Origin of the sequence: Vibrio sp. 1167 (assembly GCF_033340375.1) — a bacterium.
GTDB classification, from domain to species: Bacteria; Pseudomonadota; Gammaproteobacteria; order Enterobacterales; family Vibrionaceae; genus Vibrio; species Vibrio alginolyticus.
The window spans coordinates 540,513-560,768 of the sequence record NZ_JAWOWK010000004.1 but is presented as its reverse complement, the minus strand read 5'-3'; the positions used below and the strand labels follow the sequence as shown (position 1 = coordinate 560,768).

At 41.0% G+C, this 20,256-nt stretch carries 17 protein-coding genes; 12 read left to right on the top strand and 5 right to left on the bottom strand.

Features of this window, described 5'->3' with window-relative positions; translation table 11 throughout:
* The first annotated feature begins 317 nt into the window (after window positions 1–317).
* The 5 genes from R7Z78_RS11965 (at window position 318) to R7Z78_RS11945 (ending at window position 3,846) form a co-directional block, all read left to right on the top strand.
* Window positions 318–794, top strand: a complete 477-nt coding sequence (locus tag R7Z78_RS11965) for a GNAT family N-acetyltransferase (RefSeq protein ID WP_104976025.1) — start codon at window positions 318–320, stop codon at window positions 792–794.
* Between the two features lie 695 nt (window positions 795–1,489).
* Window positions 1,490–1,876, top strand: coding sequence for a VOC family protein (locus R7Z78_RS11960; RefSeq protein ID WP_104975615.1), 387 nt, complete (start codon window positions 1,490–1,492; stop codon window positions 1,874–1,876).
* A 581-nt stretch (window positions 1,877–2,457) separates the two neighbouring features.
* Window positions 2,458–2,733: an ECs_2282 family putative zinc-binding protein gene (locus R7Z78_RS11955; RefSeq protein WP_023623398.1), complete on the top strand. Its 276-nt coding sequence runs from the start codon at window positions 2,458–2,460 to the stop codon at window positions 2,731–2,733.
* 13 nt (window positions 2,734–2,746) lie between these two features.
* Window positions 2,747–3,208, top strand: coding sequence for a hypothetical protein (locus R7Z78_RS11950; RefSeq protein WP_045417206.1), 462 nt, complete (start codon window positions 2,747–2,749; stop codon window positions 3,206–3,208).
* Window positions 3,209–3,714: 506 nt separating this feature from the next.
* Window positions 3,715–3,846 carry a hypothetical protein gene (locus R7Z78_RS11945; RefSeq protein WP_262597270.1) on the top strand — a complete coding sequence of 44 codons (132 nt, stop codon included), beginning with the start codon at window positions 3,715–3,717 and terminating at the stop codon, window positions 3,844–3,846.
* A 27-nt stretch (window positions 3,847–3,873) separates the two neighbouring features.
* Here the strand turns inward: R7Z78_RS11945 and R7Z78_RS11940 are convergent, their stop codons facing one another.
* Entirely contained in the window at window positions 3,874–4,866 is a 993-nt protein-coding gene (locus tag R7Z78_RS11940) for a hypothetical protein (protein WP_104975612.1), read from the bottom strand.
* A 246-nt stretch (window positions 4,867–5,112) separates the two neighbouring features.
* Here R7Z78_RS11940 and R7Z78_RS11935 point away from each other — a divergent pair, with 246 nt between their 5' ends.
* From R7Z78_RS11935 to R7Z78_RS11915, 5 genes are all read left to right on the top strand, one after another.
* The gene (locus tag R7Z78_RS11935; RefSeq protein ID WP_104975611.1) at window positions 5,113–5,439 is read left to right on the top strand and encodes a hypothetical protein; all 327 of its coding nucleotides are present in this window, start codon (window positions 5,113–5,115) and stop codon (window positions 5,437–5,439) included.
* 602 nt (window positions 5,440–6,041) lie between these two features.
* Complete coding sequence (locus R7Z78_RS11930) at window positions 6,042–8,204, top strand: AAA family ATPase (protein WP_104975610.1); 2,163 nt, start codon at window positions 6,042–6,044, stop codon at window positions 8,202–8,204.
* Window positions 8,205–8,213: 9 nt separating this feature from the next.
* On the top strand, window positions 8,214–10,139 hold the full coding sequence (locus tag R7Z78_RS11925) for a UvrD-helicase domain-containing protein (protein ID WP_104975609.1): 1,926 nt from the start codon (window positions 8,214–8,216) through the stop codon (window positions 10,137–10,139).
* Window positions 10,140–10,643: 504 nt separating this feature from the next.
* On the top strand, window positions 10,644–11,300 hold the full coding sequence (locus R7Z78_RS11920) for a QnrS family quinolone resistance pentapeptide repeat protein (protein ID WP_104975608.1): 657 nt from the start codon (window positions 10,644–10,646) through the stop codon (window positions 11,298–11,300).
* Between the two features lie 82 nt (window positions 11,301–11,382).
* A complete protein-coding gene (locus R7Z78_RS11915) occupies window positions 11,383–12,609 on the top strand; it encodes an amidase family protein (RefSeq protein ID WP_104975607.1) in 1,227 nt (408 codons plus the stop codon).
* Window positions 12,610–13,102: 493 nt separating this feature from the next.
* On the opposite strand, the gene R7Z78_RS11910 is transcribed toward R7Z78_RS11915, so the two are convergent.
* Entirely contained in the window at window positions 13,103–13,564 is a 462-nt protein-coding gene (locus R7Z78_RS11910; protein ID WP_104975606.1) for a hypothetical protein, read from the bottom strand.
* Window positions 13,565–13,573: 9 nt separating this feature from the next.
* Window positions 13,574–15,520 carry an alkyl/aryl-sulfatase gene (locus R7Z78_RS11905; RefSeq protein ID WP_375792620.1) on the bottom strand — a complete coding sequence of 649 codons (1,947 nt, stop codon included), beginning with the start codon at window positions 15,518–15,520 and terminating at the stop codon, window positions 13,574–13,576.
* Window positions 15,521–16,202: 682 nt separating this feature from the next.
* On the opposite strand from R7Z78_RS11905, the gene R7Z78_RS11900 reads away from it, so the two are divergent.
* Complete coding sequence (locus tag R7Z78_RS11900; protein WP_104975604.1) at window positions 16,203–17,156, top strand: type IV toxin-antitoxin system AbiEi family antitoxin; 954 nt, start codon at window positions 16,203–16,205, stop codon at window positions 17,154–17,156.
* A gap of 8 nt (window positions 17,157–17,164) precedes the next feature.
* Here R7Z78_RS11900 and R7Z78_RS11895 read toward each other — a convergent pair whose 3' ends face one another.
* Window positions 17,165–17,395, bottom strand: coding sequence for a hypothetical protein (locus R7Z78_RS11895; protein WP_104975603.1), 231 nt, complete (start codon window positions 17,393–17,395; stop codon window positions 17,165–17,167).
* 657 nt (window positions 17,396–18,052) lie between these two features.
* The gene (mutY, locus tag R7Z78_RS11890) at window positions 18,053–19,084 is read right to left on the bottom strand and encodes an A/G-specific adenine glycosylase (protein WP_104975602.1); all 1,032 of its coding nucleotides are present in this window, start codon (window positions 19,082–19,084) and stop codon (window positions 18,053–18,055) included.
* A gap of 439 nt (window positions 19,085–19,523) precedes the next feature.
* Here mutY and trmB point away from each other — a divergent pair, with 439 nt between their 5' ends.
* Window positions 19,524–20,243, top strand: coding sequence for a tRNA (guanosine(46)-N7)-methyltransferase TrmB (gene trmB, locus R7Z78_RS11885; protein ID WP_005384506.1), 720 nt, complete (start codon window positions 19,524–19,526; stop codon window positions 20,241–20,243).
* The last annotated feature ends 13 nt before the right edge of the window (window positions 20,244–20,256 follow it).

Sequence of the window (20,256 nt, the reverse complement as noted above, 5' to 3'; positions counted from 1 at the left end):
AGCTACAGAAAAGTTACTAAATCGGAATTGTCCATCTTCGAGCCAGCTAGTTCTGTGCTGGCTCATTTATGCCCCTTTCCTAGTTAGAGCTTTTACTCATTCACATCTTATTAATCTGAATTTTCCCTACTCAGATTTATCCGATTGAGTTGAAAATTTAGCGTTCCCGTTGTTAGGTTATATTTTGCAGTCTAGCATCCTGTTTTATGCTATAACCTATTGATTATTAGTCAAATCAATGTAACTAAGAGCGCATTATGTAAGAGAAAAAGACGACAATTTGTCGGCTAATGAGCGTTATAACCTTAGAGGGCGAAATAGAGCTTAGAGCATTTGAAAAAGAAGATCATGACTTGCTTATCGGGTGGATTGACTCGGATAAATTGAATTATCAATGGGGTGGCCCAAACTTTGAGTTCCCATTGGATTCAGTGCAAATTTCTAAACATTGCTCTCAAGCGCAAGTGTTTCCCTTTATCTTCGTTGTTGCAGGTCAGAGTGCTGGTTATGTTGAACTATTCAAAGTTTCAGCTTCACACTTTAGAATTTGCCGCGTATTTGTTTCGGAAAGCTTTCGTGGAAAGGGCATTTCAAAGCTCATGCTTGGTCAGTTAGTCGAGCTAGCAAAAGAAAAATACAGCGCTAGCTTACTATCACTAGCCGTATTTGAACGAAACATAGTTGCGAGAAATTGCTATGAGTCTCTTGGTTTTACCGTGGCATCGCATGAAAATGGCTCTCGTTCTTTCGACGGTGAGGTTTGGGGTCTTTTACGCATGGAAAAACGGTTATAACAAAGCGTTTAAGGCAGATTCGCAACGCGTGGCATTTTTGGTTTGATTCAGCTTTTGTGTTTACGGCACAATGGTTTAGCTTAGGTGGTAACGTTGCTCACTACTTAACGCGGCGTTAGTACGGGTTTAGCATCAAAGGTCATCAGTTTTGGTGTTTATCTGTTTTGGCGTTCGTCTTTACACCTTTCAGTTTGTACCTTTCACGTTCTTTCCGGTGGCACTATATGCGGAGTGTTCGCTTTGATTTCACCGTTTACGGTTTCTAACTCTTAGCCTATTTCTTTGGCGCTTCTTCTCTTTCGTAGTTTTTACTAAGTCAGAATTGCCTTTCTTTGGTGTTGCCGTCGAAGTGCGAGGATCGAATCCTTTTCTAGTTTGAAGCAAGTAAAAGTAGGGGAGTTCAGTGCGTCTTTCTTCTAGCCAACTTTTGTCTCTTAATCGAGTTTTAGTTTTGTAGCTGCCCGTCTCACTTCGGTGTTCAAAGCCTTTCATATCATGCCATTTTTCAATATCTTGGAGTGCATAAATAGAAGTAGCGCATGTACTAACAAATTGCTTAAGAGTGATTCGTAACGCGTGGCATTTTTACTTTGCGGTGGCTTATGTGATTAAGGCGCTGTGCGGTAGCTTTTGTATTGCGTTACTCACACCTTAGCAAGGCGTTAGGCGCCATGCATGCCATACAAGGAAAGTATATGAATCTAAATCAAGTAACTTTGGCTGTTGATGATATCAATTTGGCCGTGGATTTTTATAAAGCACTAGGACTTATTCAAATTGTCAGCGATGAACACTATGCCCGCTTTTCTTTTCCCGATGGAGAGTCTACATTTTCAATCTACTTAGACACTGAGAAACGTGGGTTAGAATGTAGAGGTGTAGTTTACTTTGAACATGAAGAACTCGATCAATTGGTAGAAAACCTGAAAGGTAAAGGTATAGAGTTCGATCAGGAACCTATCGATCAACCGTTCCTATGGAAAGAAGCGGTACTAAGTGACCCATCAGGAAACAAAATTAAGTTGTATTGGGCGGGTGAAAATCGATTAAACCCACCGTGGAAAATTGAAGAAAGCGCCTAACAAAGCATTTAAGAGTGATTCGCAACGCTTGGCATTTTCGCTCCGCTCAAGTATAGCCAAGCGCTGCTCACACCTTAATGCGGCGTTAGGCGACATGAGATAAACGATAGAGTAGTAATAGCATCTTGGCGAGAATCTAGCTTCAGTTAACAGAAAAGGAGTGGGTTAATGAATAGGAAAGCATTTGATAATTGGAAAAAATCGCGAAAGAAAGGATGTTTAAATTGGCTTTTCAGAACAACTTTCGTCACAGCCATTTTGTACATGATTTTCAATGTTATTTTCCTTTATCCATCTTCTGATGCGGCAAGCATTACGATTTTCTTATCGGATAATGCTCTTAATTACTCCATTTACACGATCGGGATGTTTTTCGCATTTTGGGCTATTTGGCTATACAACGAATCTTCGTATGAGAAAGAAGTTAAACGTAGAAATGTCGCCTAACAAACTGTTCAAGAGGGATTCGCAACGCGTGGCATTTTCACTATGCGTTGGTTTTAGTGTTTAAGGTGGTCTGCGGCGGGTTCGGTATTGCGTTGCTCACCCCTTAACAGGGCGTTAGGTGCTTAGGAGGTAAAATGAAACTCAATAATCTTGATCGACAAATTAGTATGTTGTGTCCAACTTGTGGTTGTAAAGACTTCAATTTTGATGAACATGATGAAAACGGGCTTGTTACTTGTACTCAGTGTGAACGCCAGTTGACTCGTGCAGATCTTGTCGCAGAAAATTCTGAATTAATCGCAGAAACTCAAAACGAGATTGCTAAAGAAGCACAAAAGCAAATTGAAGCTGAAATGAAAAAAATGCTTAAAAATGCATTCAAAGGAAACAAGAATATAAAAATTAGATAGGGGCATTAGCTGTATGGACTTTGGTGACGGTATCGCACTTGTGGCTTTGGGGCTTTCTGGGTACGCAACATGGCGAACGATTCAATTTAACAAGAGACAAGACTCTCTAGTTGAAACTCAGAATAAGCTTAATAAATTGCTTTTAGCTAAGGAAACCGAAGAAGTGATCGATGATCGTAAAGCCGATTTAGGTGCATCGATCATTAAGTTGGGGAATCATAAGTATCGGTTGAAAATTTGGAACAAAGGAAATGCCGAAGCCAAAAATGTAACGGTAGAGTTCCCAGACGGCAACGAACTAGTTCCAGAATCTGAGTTGCAGAGCAAACTTCCTTATGAGTCGCTCGAAAAGCATGCATCCATTGAGTTATTGGCAGTCGTACATATGCAAACACCAAGTAAGCACAAGTTGAAACTTTGCTGGTCTGACGAACACAGAAATAAAAACGAAAAAATCGTATATCCAACACTCTAGAACGCACCTAACAAACTGTTCAAGAGGGATTCGCAACGCGTGGCATTTTTACTGTGCGTTGGTTTAAGTGATTAAGGTGGTATGCAGCGGCTTCGGTATTGCGTTGCTCACCCCTTAACAGGGCGTTATGCTTCAGAGAGGATATAAATGGAAAATTCATTGTTTGAAGTCGGTAAACTTGCTTCTAAACACCTTACAATTTTGGCTACTCTACAGGTTTTACTACTGTAGGCACTGTTTAATCTAAATGCTAAAGAAGTTATAGCTATTCCCAGAGTAGGGGTCTCTATGGAGCGTTTAGATACTCTTTCTATTCTGTTGTTGCTGGTATATTTGGCTCTATGGAAGTTCATGTCGTGTTTGTTTTACCAAATGAAGCTTGTTTTAAACTTCAGCAATATTTCATGTGAGAGTTCAGATCTAGGAGCGGTCTATCACTAGTGATTACGTTTATAGCATTTCCTTTTATTAGCACTGTTTACCTGAGCGGTTCTTGGGTGCTTGAAATGTTTGAGCACGGCATTGAAGTTTCGAATGTACTCTTTTTAGCTATTTCATTCTTTAGCGTTGCGATTGTTTCTTGGATTTTAGAGCATGTTCGCTGGTTCAAAAGCGAGATGCCGAAACAAGAACAATAAAAAGGCTTCCAGTAGGAAGCCTTTTTATTAATTATTTGAGCCAAACTTATGAACTTTACCTGTTGCTAGGTCAGTAATGATAGGTTCGTCGGTGAACATGCCTTTCTCCCAAAACCCTAGAAGCGCCTCCATGTCGTTTAGAGCGTAGTCTTGAATATTGCGAGAGTTCATCCAATAGAAAGTTGGTTGATACAAAAGAACTCCTTTATTCTCTGAGGTCATCTGAATGTCGTAAACGGGAAATACATCAGGTAGAACTGTTGTAACAACTATAAATGACTCAGAGGTTGGCAGTAATGGGTTTTGGGTTTTAATTGATGAATGTTCGTAAAGGTAAGGAACCGGATTTGTTATAGCAAAACATTCGAAATATTCAGATGCATAAACCCCTTGATCCTTGATCTCACTGAAAATGTCAGGGTTTTGGCAAAGTTGTACTTTTTCCATGTTGTCACCCATTGGAACCATTGCAGTTCTAGGGAACATTCTCGACCATTGCACTTCAACTCCAGAGCGAACCTTTTGAGTTTTGAATCCTCCTTTTTGATAAACTTTTCTGGCTACCTCAAGTTGCTTTGATTGGTAATCTTCAATGATATTTCCAATTTCATTAGCATCGTTGGTGTCATTGACAGCGATTACTGAGATTAGTGTGTTAGTTCGGTACTTATCATCAATACTTGATTTTGTTGCCTCGAGACCAATAAATCTAGTTGCTAACTGAAATGGGTTAATAGAGCCAGCTAAAGCTGCGCCTACAGCAACACCTTGAGTAGCTGCTAAAAATTTGTCGTGATTTTGATTAGTAAAGCTATCAATATTGTTAGCGTTCGCTATAGCTCGGCGAGAATGTAAATGCATAACTTGCATAGCTTCGCTATGGTTCGTTTCAGACAGATCATAACCAGTAAATGATTCTTTGTAGTCTTGAGCAGTCACTGCCGGTTCATTTGGTGTCACCGAGCAACCAGCCAACATTGCTAGTAGTGAAAATGCGATAGATTTTTTTAAAAATGTCATTGGATTTACTATCCTGTGAGAATTACGTGCAGGGAAAGGATAAATCACAATCATATCATGTGGTTAGCTTTTAGTCTGGTAGAATAATGTAGGATGCTACCGAAATAATATTTTCTATTTTCTTTTTGGAATATTCCTACAGTAGAAGTCGCATTCTATTGAATTATAATGACTTTTCAGTTGTTGGATGTATGATTATTCCAAGTAATAACATTAGGCTATTGAAGTAAATTAAGGTTCGATTTTATGACATGTAAATATTGTGGTTTACCAACATTACCAGGATGGGATAGTAAGCTGATGGACATTTGTAACGTATGTTCAGACAAAAAAGCTCAGCACTGGCAAGAGGAAACTCAAGGTAGTCAAAATCCAAAAGGTGCTGATGGAACGGAGTATTTTACTCATGTTTGTAAATCTTGTTTTTCTCCTGCATTTGAAAATAAAAGCGCCTTTTTTGGATGCGCCACGATAGCAACATACTGTAAAAAGTGCGATCGAAAGGCTCTGATACCTATTGATACTCCTAAAGGCAAAGAGATCATGAAAAGAAATGGGTATGTTGAAAGTTAAGCTGAAACGGTACTTTTACGATTAGGTGCATACTGATGGTGGGTATAGTTTCTATATATTGCTAGTTCAATCGGAGTTAGTCGAAATCTTAAAAACTTTAAATGAGCTTTCAAATTGGGGGGCCTTTTGACATTTGAACGATAGTATTCGCTTCTATAATGTGGCGTGATCTACCCCCTCAATATTGAGCATTCATTAACCTCATTCTTCCATATCTGTAGTTATTAACAAACTGCTAATTTAGTAAAGTCGACAGCAAACATTTGCCCAGAGCCTTCACAGTTGGCACTTCGTAGCACAGAAGTGCCCCTTTTTCTTGTTAGAGTAAAGGCTCTTTCACATTCTGTTAATTGAACCTTGCCTTATCAATATTAATGAAACGATAGACTATTACTCCATCAGTTTTGCTGTTGTTCATTCTCATTATACACAGAGCCGTCACACAGTTTGCTGATATACGTTGAGTTGCTTACTTAAGGCGAGCAGAATAGGAGGGAGAAGCAACTATATGTTGAAAATTATTGCTCTCATTGACGTTTATCCGTTCAGAATTACAGGACTATGTTTTTGAAAGCCCCTGCTATTTTTTTAGGTTTTGTTATATGAAAATCTCCTCTTTCGCTTTGAAAAACTACCGAAGACTAGTCGACGTCCACTTGGTGCTCGATGATAAAACAACCGTCCTTGTCGGAGCTAATAATAGTGGAAAAACGTCCTGTATAGGGGCGCTACACACCTTCCTGAAAAGCCCAGATAATCTAAAAGTTCGAGATATATCGAAGCGTAATTGGAAGGAAATCCAAAAGCTAGGCAAACAAATCGAACAAGAATTCCCTACCAGCGAGAAAATGCAGGAATTATCGGATGTTCTTACCAGTTTACTGCCGATTTTAGACATAGAGATCACTGCGGAAGTGAATGAGGCATACAAGGTTCGTGACATCCTACCAGATCTGGAATGGCGTGGTGGTGCGTTATTTGTTCGCATAACTTACGAAGCAACCGATATTTCCAAACTGTGTCGTGAGTTTGTTGATATGAGAGGCGTTGTATCCAAATATACAGGTCAGGTAAGTTTGTGGCCCAAAGACCTATGTGATTTCTTGGAGAAAGGTAGTAACCTCAGTAAATTCATTAAGCAAAAACATTACATTTTGAGTAAAGGAGTCGAGCCTACTTCGAAAGAGGTTTTGCAGCCCCTAAAATCTGGCGCTTTGAAAAAGTTAATCAGAGTCGATGTGGAATCTGAGCAACGCGGCTCAGGTGATGAAGATAACACGGAGCAAAAAGGACCATATTCGGAAAAGCAGCGGCTCAATAAGCTCCTTCGAGGATATTACGATCGTATCTTGAACCCCGAAGATTTTCCTGAGCCAGAAGATCTTGAAGTCTTGGGACATCAGCAAAACCTAGAAGAGGGGTTTACCAGTAGGTTGAACGATCAGTTCAATGCACCCTTCGAAGAACTAAAAAACATGGGATATCCCGGTATCGGCGGCAATCCGACGGTTGAAATTGCCGCGAAAATTAGCGGCACGGATGCTTTACAAAAATCCTCATCGGTCCGATATCGTTTTGATACAAATGAAGAAGAGTTTCTTCCCGAAAGCTACTTAGGCCTTGGCTACCAAAATCTTATATATCTAACCTTTAGGCTTCTAGAGTTTCGTGACAAATGGATGCGCGTAGGAAAGTCGGCTTCATCTGAGGATAAAGTCGAGGATCAGATAGAACCGATCCATTTAGTTTTACTCGAAGAGCCGGAAGTTAATCTTCACGCTCAAGTTCAGCGAGTATTTGTATCGAAAGCTTATGATACTTTGCGGAACCACCCCGATTTGCGCGACAAGGCAACCAAAAAAGATAAGTCTGAATACCAGACACAGCTCGTGATTAGTACCCACTCTAGTCATATTATCAACGATATTGATTTCAAAGATTTACGTTACTTCCGACGAAATGATGCAAATAAGTCCATCAAAATGGATCATACATCAATTGCAAACATGTCAGAACTTTTTGCGAAGGCAAAAGATGAGCTTTTATTTGTTAGAAAACACTTGAAGCTCACTCATTGTGACATCTTCTTTGCCGATGGCGTTATTTTTGTTGAAGGCCAAGCTGAGAGCCTTCTTGTGCCGGAGTTTATTTCCAAGAGCTTCCCGAAGTTGTCGAGTCGGTACATCTCTATGCTTGAGGTGAACGGAGCGCACACGCACAAGTACAGAAATCTAGTCGAGAAGCTTGGAGTAGCAACTCTAGTTCTGACAGATCTTGATTCTGTTAATAGTGAAGGGAAGTCTTGTTTCCCGCAACAGCAGTCAGTTCAAAAAACTAATAATGATACCTTGAAGAAATGGCATCCAAAGAAAGAAGCGCTAGATGACTTGGTCACCTTACCTCAAGCGGAACATGCTACAACAAGTGGAGATGCACCGCTTTATGTTGCCTATCAAAAACCAACACAGATTTCTGGAGAAAAGATTTTATCCCGAACTTTTGAAGATGCATTAATTTTGGCGAATTTCGCGGATGATTATTTCCAGAACATTAAAAAGCTCAAAGATGCGAAAACTGATTTTGAAAACGGCAAGGAACCATTGTCGAAGTCACTGTTTGACTATGTACAAGGCTTAAAGAAGGGTGACTTTGCCTTCAATTGCCTCTTTCATCTCGCGGAAAATGAGGCGAATAGCTTCAATCCCCCAGAATATATGAGCGATGGTCTTACGTGGTTGCAAGATCAACTGTCACCAAAAGCATAGGGGGAAATTATGTCAGAGCAATGTTACTTGGCTGGAACCAAACCTATCGGTCATGATAATAAAGTTGATGAAGGAATCCGTAAGTGTCTAAGTATTGGTTCGGGAAAAAGCTTCATCACCTTCGCGGGGGCGGGGTCAGGCAAAACCTACTCCCTTAAAAAGGCTCTAGAATTCCTGAAAGTTCAATATTCTGATGACTTTATTCTTAAGGGAAAGCAAATTGCTGTTGTGACCTTTACGAACAACGCAGCCGATGAAATAAAAGATCGGATTGAACAAAGCCCAATCTTTGCAGTTTCGACGATTCATAGTTTTTGCTGGTCCGCTATTGCTGGTTTCAATGAGGATATTCGCAAGTGGTACTTGGAAAAAATCCCCACTGATTTAGAAGATCTTGAAGAAAAAGAACGGAAAGGTCGACCAGGCAAGGCTTCTGATGCTCGAAAAAGAGATATCATCCGTTTGACGGAAAAATTGGAATGGTTAGCGGAGCCTCGCTCCTTCATTTACGATCCAAACGGTGTTAACTCTACTCAAAATGCGCTCTCGCACGCGGATGTCTTGAAAATTTTCTCCCACTTTTTGACCACTAAGCCGATGATGGCGGAAGTTATTATAAACAAGTTCCCTTTCATATTCATCGATGAAAGCCAGGATACTGATAAAGACGTAGTAGGTTCATTCTTTGAGCTGCAAGAAGCCAAATCAGATAAAGTGGTCATCGGCTTATTTGGAGATACGATGCAGCGCATCTTTGGTGGAGGAGAACCTGAGCTAGGTAAGACTAGACCAAGCGGTTGGACCACTTTCGACAAGAAAATGAACCATCGCTCAGCACGGCGCATCGTTGGTTTAGGTAATCAAATCCGTAGTGAAGATGATAAACGCAAACAGTTTGCTCGAAATGGAGCCGCAGAAGGTTACGTTCGGTATTTCTTATTGCAGAACGGTCTTTCAGATAAAGACGAAATCGAAGCGAAAATTCGTGAGACTATGGCGGAACTTACAGGTGACGCAGACTGGACAGATACTCAATCCAAAGAAACCGCTATTTTGCTATTAGAACATGCAATGGCTGGTCCTCGACTTGGCTTTAACGAGCTACGAGAAAAACTCACAAAATCAAAGAAAATTAAAGATAGAATTTATGAAGGGGAGAATACCGAGCTGAACTTTTTCTCTGGTATTGTTTTGCCTATGGCTGAGGCGAGTCGGAATGAAAGACGAGCTGAACTGATGTCTATCTTAAGAGAAAATAAGTCCCCTCTTTTGGAAGCCAGTGTGTTTGACGCTAATATGGATGATCCGCTCGCACTTGCCCGAGCAGCAGAACACGCGTTTAGAGATGTTGTTTCAAATGATAAGGTTAATTTTAGGGAAGTTCTAGAAGTACTTGCTGTACATAATCTTCTGAGAATTCCGGCGAAATTGCAGTCCTTTGTAGCAACTTCAGAAGAAAGTGAAGCAAAATCAGAGCCAGCTCAAACGGGCACCATACTGGAGGTTGAAGCTGGGGCTGAAGAGCGCGATGAAAGCGAGATTTCTGCGTGGGCTGAAGCCTTGGAGACCGATTTTTTTCAGATCCGGAACTATAAGGACTATATTGATGAAAATTCAGTTTTTCGAACCCATCAAGGAGTGAAAGGCAATGAGTTTGACCGTGTTATGGTTATCATGGATGATAATGAAGCTGGCGGTTTTTTATTTTCTTATGAACAATTTTTTGGAGCGAAAGAGCTTTCTCAAGCAAGCAAAAAAAAGCGGGATGAGGGTGAAGAAACTGGTTTGGACCGAACTAGAAGATTGTTTTATGTCACATCCACACGAGCGAAGAATAGTCTCGCCCATATAATTTATACATCCGATGTGACCAAGGTAAGGGCAAGCCTTATTGAAAAGAAATTTGCTCGAGATAGTGAAATTATTGAATTATAAAGAAGCAAGGCTTACGAGAAGTCTTGCGCTTTTCTTCTGGTGTTTTGACTTACATTTTCTAATCCTATCTAGGTGAGCTAGTGCCAAGACTCTAGCTTGCTTTTGTCCATCTTCGAGCCAGCTAGATCTGTGCTGGCTCATTTATGCCCCAAAATGCTCTAGATAATTCCATCAATAGCGAGAGGGGCTGCATTTGTTTCATTACATTCTTAACCTGAACTTGGAGCTGTCTAGTTTCTAGCTGGCGATTCACTAAAGATAAAATAGGACTGTGGCCAAGCGCTTACTAATAAAGCACAGCTCGCCTACCCCAATCTAGAGCGAATAACTTTTTTCAACAGCGCCACATACTAATGTTAAAGCGATAGGCGCTCTACGCGCCAATTTGCCCCCTTAAAACAGGCAAATTGAGAGGTTGTAATGTATTGATATGGCAGGATTTTATTTTGATGTCTTCACATATGTATAATGGTAGTCTTGCCCTCAGTTCAGCAAGGAGTACTCATGGAAACCTACAATCATACATATCGGCACCACAACTTTTCACATAAAGACTTAAGTGCTCTCACCTTCACTGCTTGCACATTTATTCGCAGCGACTTTCGATGTGCTAACTTGCGCGATACGACATTCGTCAACTGCAAGTTCATTGAACAGGGTGATATCGAAGGCTGCCACTTTGATGCCGCAGATCTTCGTGATGCAAGTTTCCAACAATGCCAACTTGCGATGGCAAACTTCAGTAACGCCAATTGCTACGGTATTGAGTTCCGTGCGTGTGATTTAAAAGGTGCCAACTTTTCCCGAACAAACTTTGCCAATCAAGTGAGTAATCGTATGTACTTTTGCTCAGCCTTTATTACTGGATGTAATCTTTCCTATGCCAATATGGAGCGGGTTTGTTTAGAAAGATGTGAGTTGTTTGAAAATCGCTGGATAGGAACTCATCTAGCAGGCGCATCACTGAAAGAGTCAGATTTAAGTCGAGGTGTTTTTTCCGAAGATGTCTGGGGGCAATTTAGCCTACAGGGTGCCAATTTATGCCACGCCGAACTCGACGGTTTAGATCCCCGCAAAATCGATACATCAGGTATCAAAATTGCAGCTTGGCAGCAAGAACAGCTTCTCGAAGCACTGGGTATTATTGTTTATCCTGACTAATTGCTTTGATGCGATTGCAAGCGCTTAAATCTATAAAGCGAATAATCTTCTCAGTCTTACAACAATAAAGATAGGAAATCCCATGTATAACTTTTTATCCTCTGGCGCATTTGTTGAAACCTTCACTATAGAGCCATATTTAAAAGGGGCACTTAATGGGCTTACATTTGCCGTTAAAGATAATATTGATATTGCTCAGTATAAAACCTCCTATGGGAGCCCATCTTGGCAAAATAAACATAAGGCTGCCATTTATAACGCATTGTGTGTTGATCAGCTATTAGGCTCAGGGGCGACCTGTTTAGGTAAGACGGTATCCGATGAATTTACTTATAGTTTAGATGGCGAAAATTTCTTTTTTGGAACACCTGTCAACCCCAAAGTGCCAGATAGAATACCAGGAGGCTCATCGAGTGGTTCGGCTTCTGCTGTTGCGTGCGGTTTAGTTGACTTTGCCATTGGAACCGATTCAGCAGGTTCAATCCGAGTGCCTGCAAGTTTGTGTGGCGTTTACGCCATGCGACCAACCATGCATCGAATATCGGAGGCAGGTGTCTTACCTTTCGTCCCTAGCACGAGTACGGTTGGGGCTTTTGCCAATGATATAAATGTATTGGGCGATGTTATGCAAACGCTATTAAAGAGTGAAAGCGTGGTATCACAAAAAATAGAGACTATTTACCTGCTTGAAGATGCCTTTAATACCTCTGATGCTGAGGTATCAACTCTGATAAAAGATAGTATCAACAATTTATTGGTTAATATTGATGCCAATGTTGTCTCTATTACACTAAGCGATATTCTTGGCGAGGAGGCAACCCTTGATATGCTTAATGTTAATGCATTAAGACCATTACAAACTTTTGAGTTCTTAAACACTGTCGGTAACTGGATTGAACATGAATCGCCTGAACTTAGCCCATTTTTTGCCATGAAATATGAAACGGTGCGCAAGTTTGATCGCAAATCGGTTAACGATTCTCTCCTGCTTTGTGAGCGATATTTTCTTGAAATGTCCTCGTTTCTTAAAAAGGGAGATTTGGTTTTATTTCCCACAGTACCCACAATTGCGCCATTAAAACATTCGCTTGAGGATATAGAAACAGCGCTAGATTTTTATGACCGAACCATGTCGATCACTTCATTTTCTGGTATTGGTCGTTTGCCTGAAATATCGATACCAATAGCAAATATAGATAACGCACCTGTTGGACTGTCAGTGGCAGCAGGCTTCTATCAAGATGAATTTTTAATATCCAGTGTAAAGCAGTTACTTTGTGAGGTGATGATGTCACCTAAAACTAAGTGACTAAATCCCCTATGAAATTGCAATGTGGCTAGGTTGCCCTAATTCATTGCTGTCTAGAACCTTCACAATTGGCACTTCGTAGCACAGAAGTGCCCCTTTATGCTTTAGATTAGAAGCTCATACACATCTTGTTAATGCGCGTTTTCCTTAGTAAAAGTTATCCGAAGAAAATATTTATTATGCGAAAATTGAGAGTAAGCGTGATTGACCAATCTAATCACTTTCTTACTGCTGACTTAATGATGGGGCTTCATATTTCAAGATTAATTCTGCGTTGTAGCGGTAGATTATGGAGTGTTCATATACGTAGCGTCATAGTATAGAGTTTCTTTAACTAAGCAATTTTTGAAGGGGATAGTGTTGGATACAATAATTGGTGAATAACACTTGTTAGCGGTTTACAGGCTTTTTCTTATGATAAAAAAGCCTGTACGGTACGCTAAGGTGTTAGAGCTAAACTGTGTAATAGACGTAGTAGTATAGGTGGCGTTGGTTATGTTTCTTTTACTACTCCGAGTTCACGAGCTTGGTCTATCGTTATCTGCTTGGATATTAGGTTATGCAGTGCGGCTTCTGAGATTTGTAGAACTTGTGCACTTTTAGTCGGAGGCGATACATGAACTTCAATCGAGTGGTCACTTTCGCTTATTCGTGACCATAGCTGTCGATCAACCACGTAAACATAAGAACCGGCAGATAAATCAGGGTTTGCTTTTACCATTAGGTTTAACCACCAACTGGCTCGTCTCAGTCCGGCTTCACCCTCAATGAGTTCTAGCGGCTTCATCGACTGGGATCGAATAGCCAACTGTGTAGCGATAGATACATCCAATGCTCCGGGATAGCTCTCGCTAAATGGGTTGGTAAACAACCCATCATAAGAGCAAGCCCAACTCGTTGGGCTTGCTAATGCGATAACACCAGAAGCGATGCAGGTTAGTACACGCTTCGTCATAAATACTCCTTACGGTGTTACGATGTTGAACCAGAAGTTGAAGTTATCCAACATCCCTACAAAGTCTTTCAGTACTTGAGGATTGCCATCGAGCTTAATCTGACCGTCTGCAATTGCTTTCTCTAAGGTGATGTTACCAAGCTGAACGTCATCTAACGTAGCCTTAGTCAATACTAATGACACGTCAGGTTTTTCAGCGATCTTCGTTGTATGGTTAAGCACGGAGTTCTCGACGTATAAAGAGTACTTTTCATCAAGATCAGTAAAGTTTAGATTCATGACAAATGCTTTACCTGCCGCTTTTTCTGGTAAGATACGCACGGCTAAGTAGTCGAACAACATCTCTGGAGGCATATTCTTTATAATGTCAGGAGAAGCAACATTAGTACCGCCAGCACTAGGCGTGCCATTTCTTAACTCATAAGCACCTTGTAAATAGACCGAGCGCCAAGGGCCTGACTCTGCTTGGTAGCCCATTTGCTCATAGGCATCCGCTAATAAGGCTTTGCCTTTTCCACTCTCAGGATTGGCGAAAACCACGTGCTTTAACACCTCGGCCACCCAACGATAATTGCCTTTGTCAAAGTCAGCTTGTGCTTTCTTGATGGCTTCTTGTTCGCCGCCCATGTATTCAACATATTTAACTGCAGCATCCGTTGGGGGTAGGTTGTTTAGGTCTGATGGATTACCGTTATACCAACCCATGTAGCGCTGATAAACCGCTCGGCTGTTATGACGTAAAGTGCCGTAGTAGCCTCTGGAGCTCCAGGTTTTACCAATCTCATCCGGAAACTCGATCATCTCTGAAATTTCGGATCCAATATAACCTTGGTTCATCAAGCGAACGGTTTGGTCGTGAGTGTATTTATACATATCACGTTGTTTTTTGAAGTATTTGAGGATGTCTTCTTGTCCCCACATTGGCCAATGGTGGCTTTGGAACTTCACCTGTACGTCATCGCCCCACATATCAATGGTTTCTTGTAGGTAACTGGACCATTTCAATGCGTCACGGACCTGAGCTCCTCGAAGGGTTAAGATATTATGCATTGTATTGGTGGTATTTTCCGCCATCCAAAGTGCTTTCTTATCAGGGAACCAAATATTCATTTCAGTTGGAGCTTCGGTACCTGGTGTATATTGGAAAACCATTTTAACACCGTCAATGGTACGTTCTTCCCCCGTTTTTTCGATGATATCGGTTGGCTTGATCATCGTCGCAACGCCGGTTGATGTTGTTTGACCCAAACCGCCGTTTACGCCGCCTTTTTCATTTCTTGGCAGAAGCGCACCATACATGTATACAGCTCGTCGTCCCATCGCGTTACCCGCGATCACGTTTTCAGACACAGCATGCTCGGTAAAGCCTTGAGAGGCGACGATAGGCACTTTGCCTGAAATCACGTCTTCTTCATCGACAATGCCACGTACGCCTCCGAAGTGGTCTATGTGACTGTGGCTATAGAAGACACCAGTAACGGGTCTTTCACCTAACTCTTTGTTAATAAAGTCCAGTGCTGCTTTTGCTGTTTCCTGAGAGATGAGCGGATCAAATACAATCCATCCTTTATCGCCTTTTATAAACGTAATGTTGGACAAGTCGTAACCTCGGACCTGATAGATACCATCAGTAACTTCAAATAGGCCATTGATCATGTTTAGCTGCGCATTACGCCATAAGCTTGGGTTAACGGTGTTCGGAGAAGGCTTATCTATGCTTATGTATTTTTTATAGGCTTCAAGATCCCAAACTACGTCACCATTATCATTTTTAATCGTGACAACGTCTTGTTTGGCAATAAAACCTTTTTGAGCATTTTCAAAGTCTTTCTTATCGTTGAACGGTAAATCTGCTTTAACTTGGTTATTGACACTGATAGTGGCTTTAGTTGCGTCTTTAGGGTCGGATGCGCTAGCACTTAGCACAACCAACATAGCTAATCCCAACGTTCCCATCTGCTTCATGATTTTCTCCTTATATGAAGTCTGCTTAGTAAGGGTAGGCGATGTATGATGAAGCGCAAATGTTATAAGTAAATTAATGACTTACCATTGGCGAGAGTAATCAGAAAGTATTAATGAATTATGGTTAATTTATTAATATATAAAATTTATTCGTATCAAGAGAGCGTTACAGACAAAAATTGATTAGTTGATTTTAATCTCACCCATGAAACAGTGCGGTTAAAGTTCTTTTCCTAAGTGTTGTCTAGCGAACCTTGAACAAGCCTATCAACCTCACAGGAGGTTGCACCGTCAAATGAAAGCTCTGTGTCTAAAATCATAAGCGTGGCCAAATCAAAGTAACCTAACTTTGAGCAAATGATTGACGAACTTTGCCAATAAGCCAAGCGCCATACAAACGTTTAAGGTTTCAAGATACTTTTTCTAATCCAAGTCTCGCACATTAGAGCCCCATACTCTAACGTGCTTTTGTCCAAAAGTTAGTTGGATTGGTTTTAGCCCCTGTGTGATCACCGAGCATCCATAATCTGCAATTCATAATTGAGTAGAGTGCCCTTTTTACACGGCTAAATCACATCCAAAACTCAATGGCACAACTAGTTTTTCACGAAGTGAATTTTTTCATGATTCATGAAATATTTAATTTCGTGAAAATTTGTTGGAGCCTCATGCTATGCGAGCACACATCAGTGAGTGGATTAAGCAACTTCCAGGTGACCTGAATGCCATTGTAGTTCAGTGGGACTATGGATCACAATCTGGTGTTTTTTCGCTTCAGTTAGATGGTATGGAGCACAACTTCAAGTGCCAGTTTAAACTTATCCATCGAAAAGAAAGTTTAGTGAGTTTTCAACAATCCGTTGGACTGAATACTGTTTTGATTTGTGGGGCGTTAAGCGATTTTTTGGTCGCACAGTGCAAGTCTCTTAGAGTTAATTTTATCGATCTTAAGGGGAAGGCTAGGATCGTAAGAAAAGGTTGCTATATCCTTATTCAGTCCCCTCCTGAAGTGCAGATTCAGTTACCCGTCAGTGCATCAATGACTCCTGGTGTGGTTCGATGTGTGTTTGCTTTGTATGCTGAATCATCCTTACTGCAAAGCTCGTATCAACATATTGCGGAAAAGTCTGAGGTTTCATTGGGTATGGTTGCGAAAACCATGACTTATTTAAAGAAAAACCAGTATCTATCGAACACTAAAAGCAATCGACGTTTATTAAGTCTTGAACAGTTGTTGTATGAGTGGTTACTTGGATATAAGCGATGTATTGTCGAAAAGTCACAGCGTCTACGGTTACCTGCACCGAAGCGATGGGAGGACATCCCAGTTACACCTGATGCGATATGGGGTGGAGAAGTCTCTGCCTGTCAGTTAACAGAGTTTCTTATTCCGCAAGAGCTCTTACTGTTTAGTGAAACTGCACCTAAAAACTACCCAATAGCCTCAGATAGTTTCATGACGTTCTTATGGAGCAAACCTTTCTGGGGAAAGATGTTGGTGTTATCGGAGCAAGCGAAAGCTCTTTTGGCCACAGGTGATTTGATAGCTTCTCATGATGGTCGGAATAGAGAAGTGGCAGCGCTTTTGAATGAGAAGTACTTAAACATTAAAACATTGCCACTGTGATTTCATTCTTATTCCTGTGATTGAACCGTGATATCGCCACGGCGAACCAGCATGCAAAAGCGTGAGTAATCTTGAGTGTACACATAAACGCGATGCGGAACGCTGGCACCCCTCATGAACTCGTCAAACGCCATGAGTGTCTGCGGTGGTAAAGATGATGGGTCGACCACTTTAAATGGCACGTTCGGTAACTCAAATTCTTTGAGGTTTGGTAATAAATGGTCAAAGTTATCTGTCATTGTTCTTTCTCTATCAACTCTTTTTTAGAAGCGGGCGTGACTCCTTTAGAAACATACAGGGCATTTGGCCGATTGGTAGATGTAAACGAGCCATATTTTCAAACTTTTAAACTTTTAAACTTTCAATACCAATTTTTTTAAAGTATGAGTTTTAAGTTTATTTATAAAAAATAAAAATCACCATAACATTTTGTTTATTATGGTTTTTTAGTGAAATCTAAAAAGTGTTCACCGGTGAACACTTTTTACTAATCCCCTGTCATTTTTTAATTCAACGTCACTGTATTTAAATGTTTTCCGTCATTGTTCTTTCTCTATCAACTCTTCTTTAGAAGCAGGTGTGGCTCCTTTGGAAACATACAGGGCATTTGATCGATTGGTAGATGTAAACGAGCCATATTTTCAAACTTTTAAACTTTCAATACCGATTTTTTGAAAAGTATGAGTTTTAAATTTATTTATAAAAAATAAAATCAACCGTAATGCATTGTTTGTTAATAACTTTTTGTCAAAAAACCAAAAGTCTCCCACTTGGGAGACTTTTTAAGATGAAATAAAATAAATTTATGATTAAGCTATTGAATTTAAATGTTAATTAGTGGTTTTTATAAAGGTGTGCCACGTGGCACACTTTTCATCATATTTCGTGATTTTCTTTTATTTCAAGGCCGCTTTTTTTAAATGTTTTTCAATGAATGTTCGGATTGGTTTTGGAAGACCTAAGTCACTCAAATTGTTAAATGGAATCCATTGCTGTTGAGCGTTTTCTACACCTAACTTATTGATGAACCATACTTTCCCATCAAGCTTATAATGTGAAAATGTATGTTTAAATGAGCCTTGCAGTTTGACGTGATCACCTAACTGCTCAGGTTCAATATAAATCTGGGGTAAACACCATAGTGCGCCCCAAATACCATCATCAGCCCGTTTTTCGAGTAGCAGCTTTCCATTGGATTCGATCCAGAGAAAATGCCCGGGTTTGGTCGGAATAATTTTCTTGGGTTTTGGTGTTGGTAGCTCACTGACGCGATTCGTTTGGTATGCGATGCATGTGGTGGTGAATGAGCACGCACCACAGTCAGGCGATTTAGGTTTACAGAGGGTCGCGCCCATATCCAGAAGGCCTTGGGCATACTGCCTGTTATTGATTATTGGCGTATAAGCTTCTGCAGTGCTCCAGAGCTGCTTATCTACAGCAGAGGTGCCCGGTACCCCTTCGATCCCAAAATAACGGCAAAATAGGCGTTTTACGTTGCCGTCTACGATAGGGCCGTATGTATTGAACGCAAATGATGCGATCGCCCCTGCGGTATATCGACCCACGCCTGGAATTTCTTGCAGGGTTGTCACGTCAGATGGAAACTCATCGGCCCATGTTTCATGAATATAAATGGCTGCTTTACGTAAATTTCGTGCCCGCGAGTAGTAGCCTAAACCTTGCCAATGGTTCATGACTTCATCTTCCGTTGCGTTCGCAAGTGCCTCAATGGTCGGAAAACTAGCCATCCAACGTTCAAAGTAAGGAATGACCGTGACTACTTGTGTCTGTTGCAGCATCACCTCTGAAACAAGAACACGATACGGTGATGGGTTTTGTTGCCACGGAAGATCATGTCGACCGTGTTGACGTTGCCAAGTCAGTAAGTGCTCTTGAAATTGCTTCGGTGTAAGCGATTTTGTTGCCATTAGTTTTAGTAATCCGATTGAGTTAACTTTTGCCGATAAAATCTGAAGTGAACCACATATATTAAAAGGAGTTTAATTGTCTTATAAAAACAAATAGTTATGTTAGAGTGCCACTAAGCGGTCGTGATTCGTTGAAACAACCAGACACTGTATGCGGTCTTATTTTGTTGCCACGGAAGATCTTTTCTTCCATATGCGTCATACCATTCTAAGATGGCACTGGCGAAAGGTGTCACGACTTGCTCTGTATTCTATTATTGGTTAGGTGCAAAATTGCACCACATAATGGACAAGAAGTACAACGGATAAACAGTAGGGATATAAAGAGGTGTGTCGTTGCTTTTGGGTTGCCATAGACCAAGAGCTCAACAAATACTTGCACCTAAGTAAATTCTTTGGATAATCCCCGCTTTGATTAATCAATGTGCAGGCAAAATCAATGAGTGAAGTAACCACTAACGAATACAACGAAGACGGAAAGCTGATCCGCAAAATCCGCAGCTTTGTACGCCGTGAAGGGCGTTTGACTAAAGGTCAAGAGAGCGCGATGAATGAATGCTGGCCTACGATGGGTATTGACTTCAAAGCTGAACTTCTCGATTGGAAAGAGGTGTTTGGCAACGATAACCCAGTAGTGCTTGAGATCGGTTTTGGTATGGGTGCTTCATTGGTTGAAATGGCAAAGAACGCGCCAGAGAAAAACTTCATCGGTATCGAAGTTCATAGCCCAGGCGTTGGTGCTTGTCTTGCCGATGCTCGCGAAGCGGGAATTACTAACCTGCGTGTAATGTGTCACGATGCGGTAGAAGTATTCGAACACATGATCCCAAATGGCAGCTTATCGACACTGCAATTGTTCTTCCCAGACCCTTGGCATAAGAAGCGTCACCACAAGCGTCGTATTGTTCAATTAGGTTTTGCGGAAATGGTGCGTGAGAAGCTTATCCCTAATGAAGGTATTTTCCACATGGCGACCGACTGGGAAAACTACGCAGAGCACATGATTGAAGTGATGAACCAAGCGCCAGGTTTCGAAAACATTGCTAAAGATGGTGATTTCGTTCCTCGTCCAGACGATCGCCCGCTAACGAAGTTTGAAGCTCGTGGTCACCGTCTTGGTCACGGTGTTTGGGATATCAAATATAAGCGTATTGCGTAACCAGAGGAGTTCA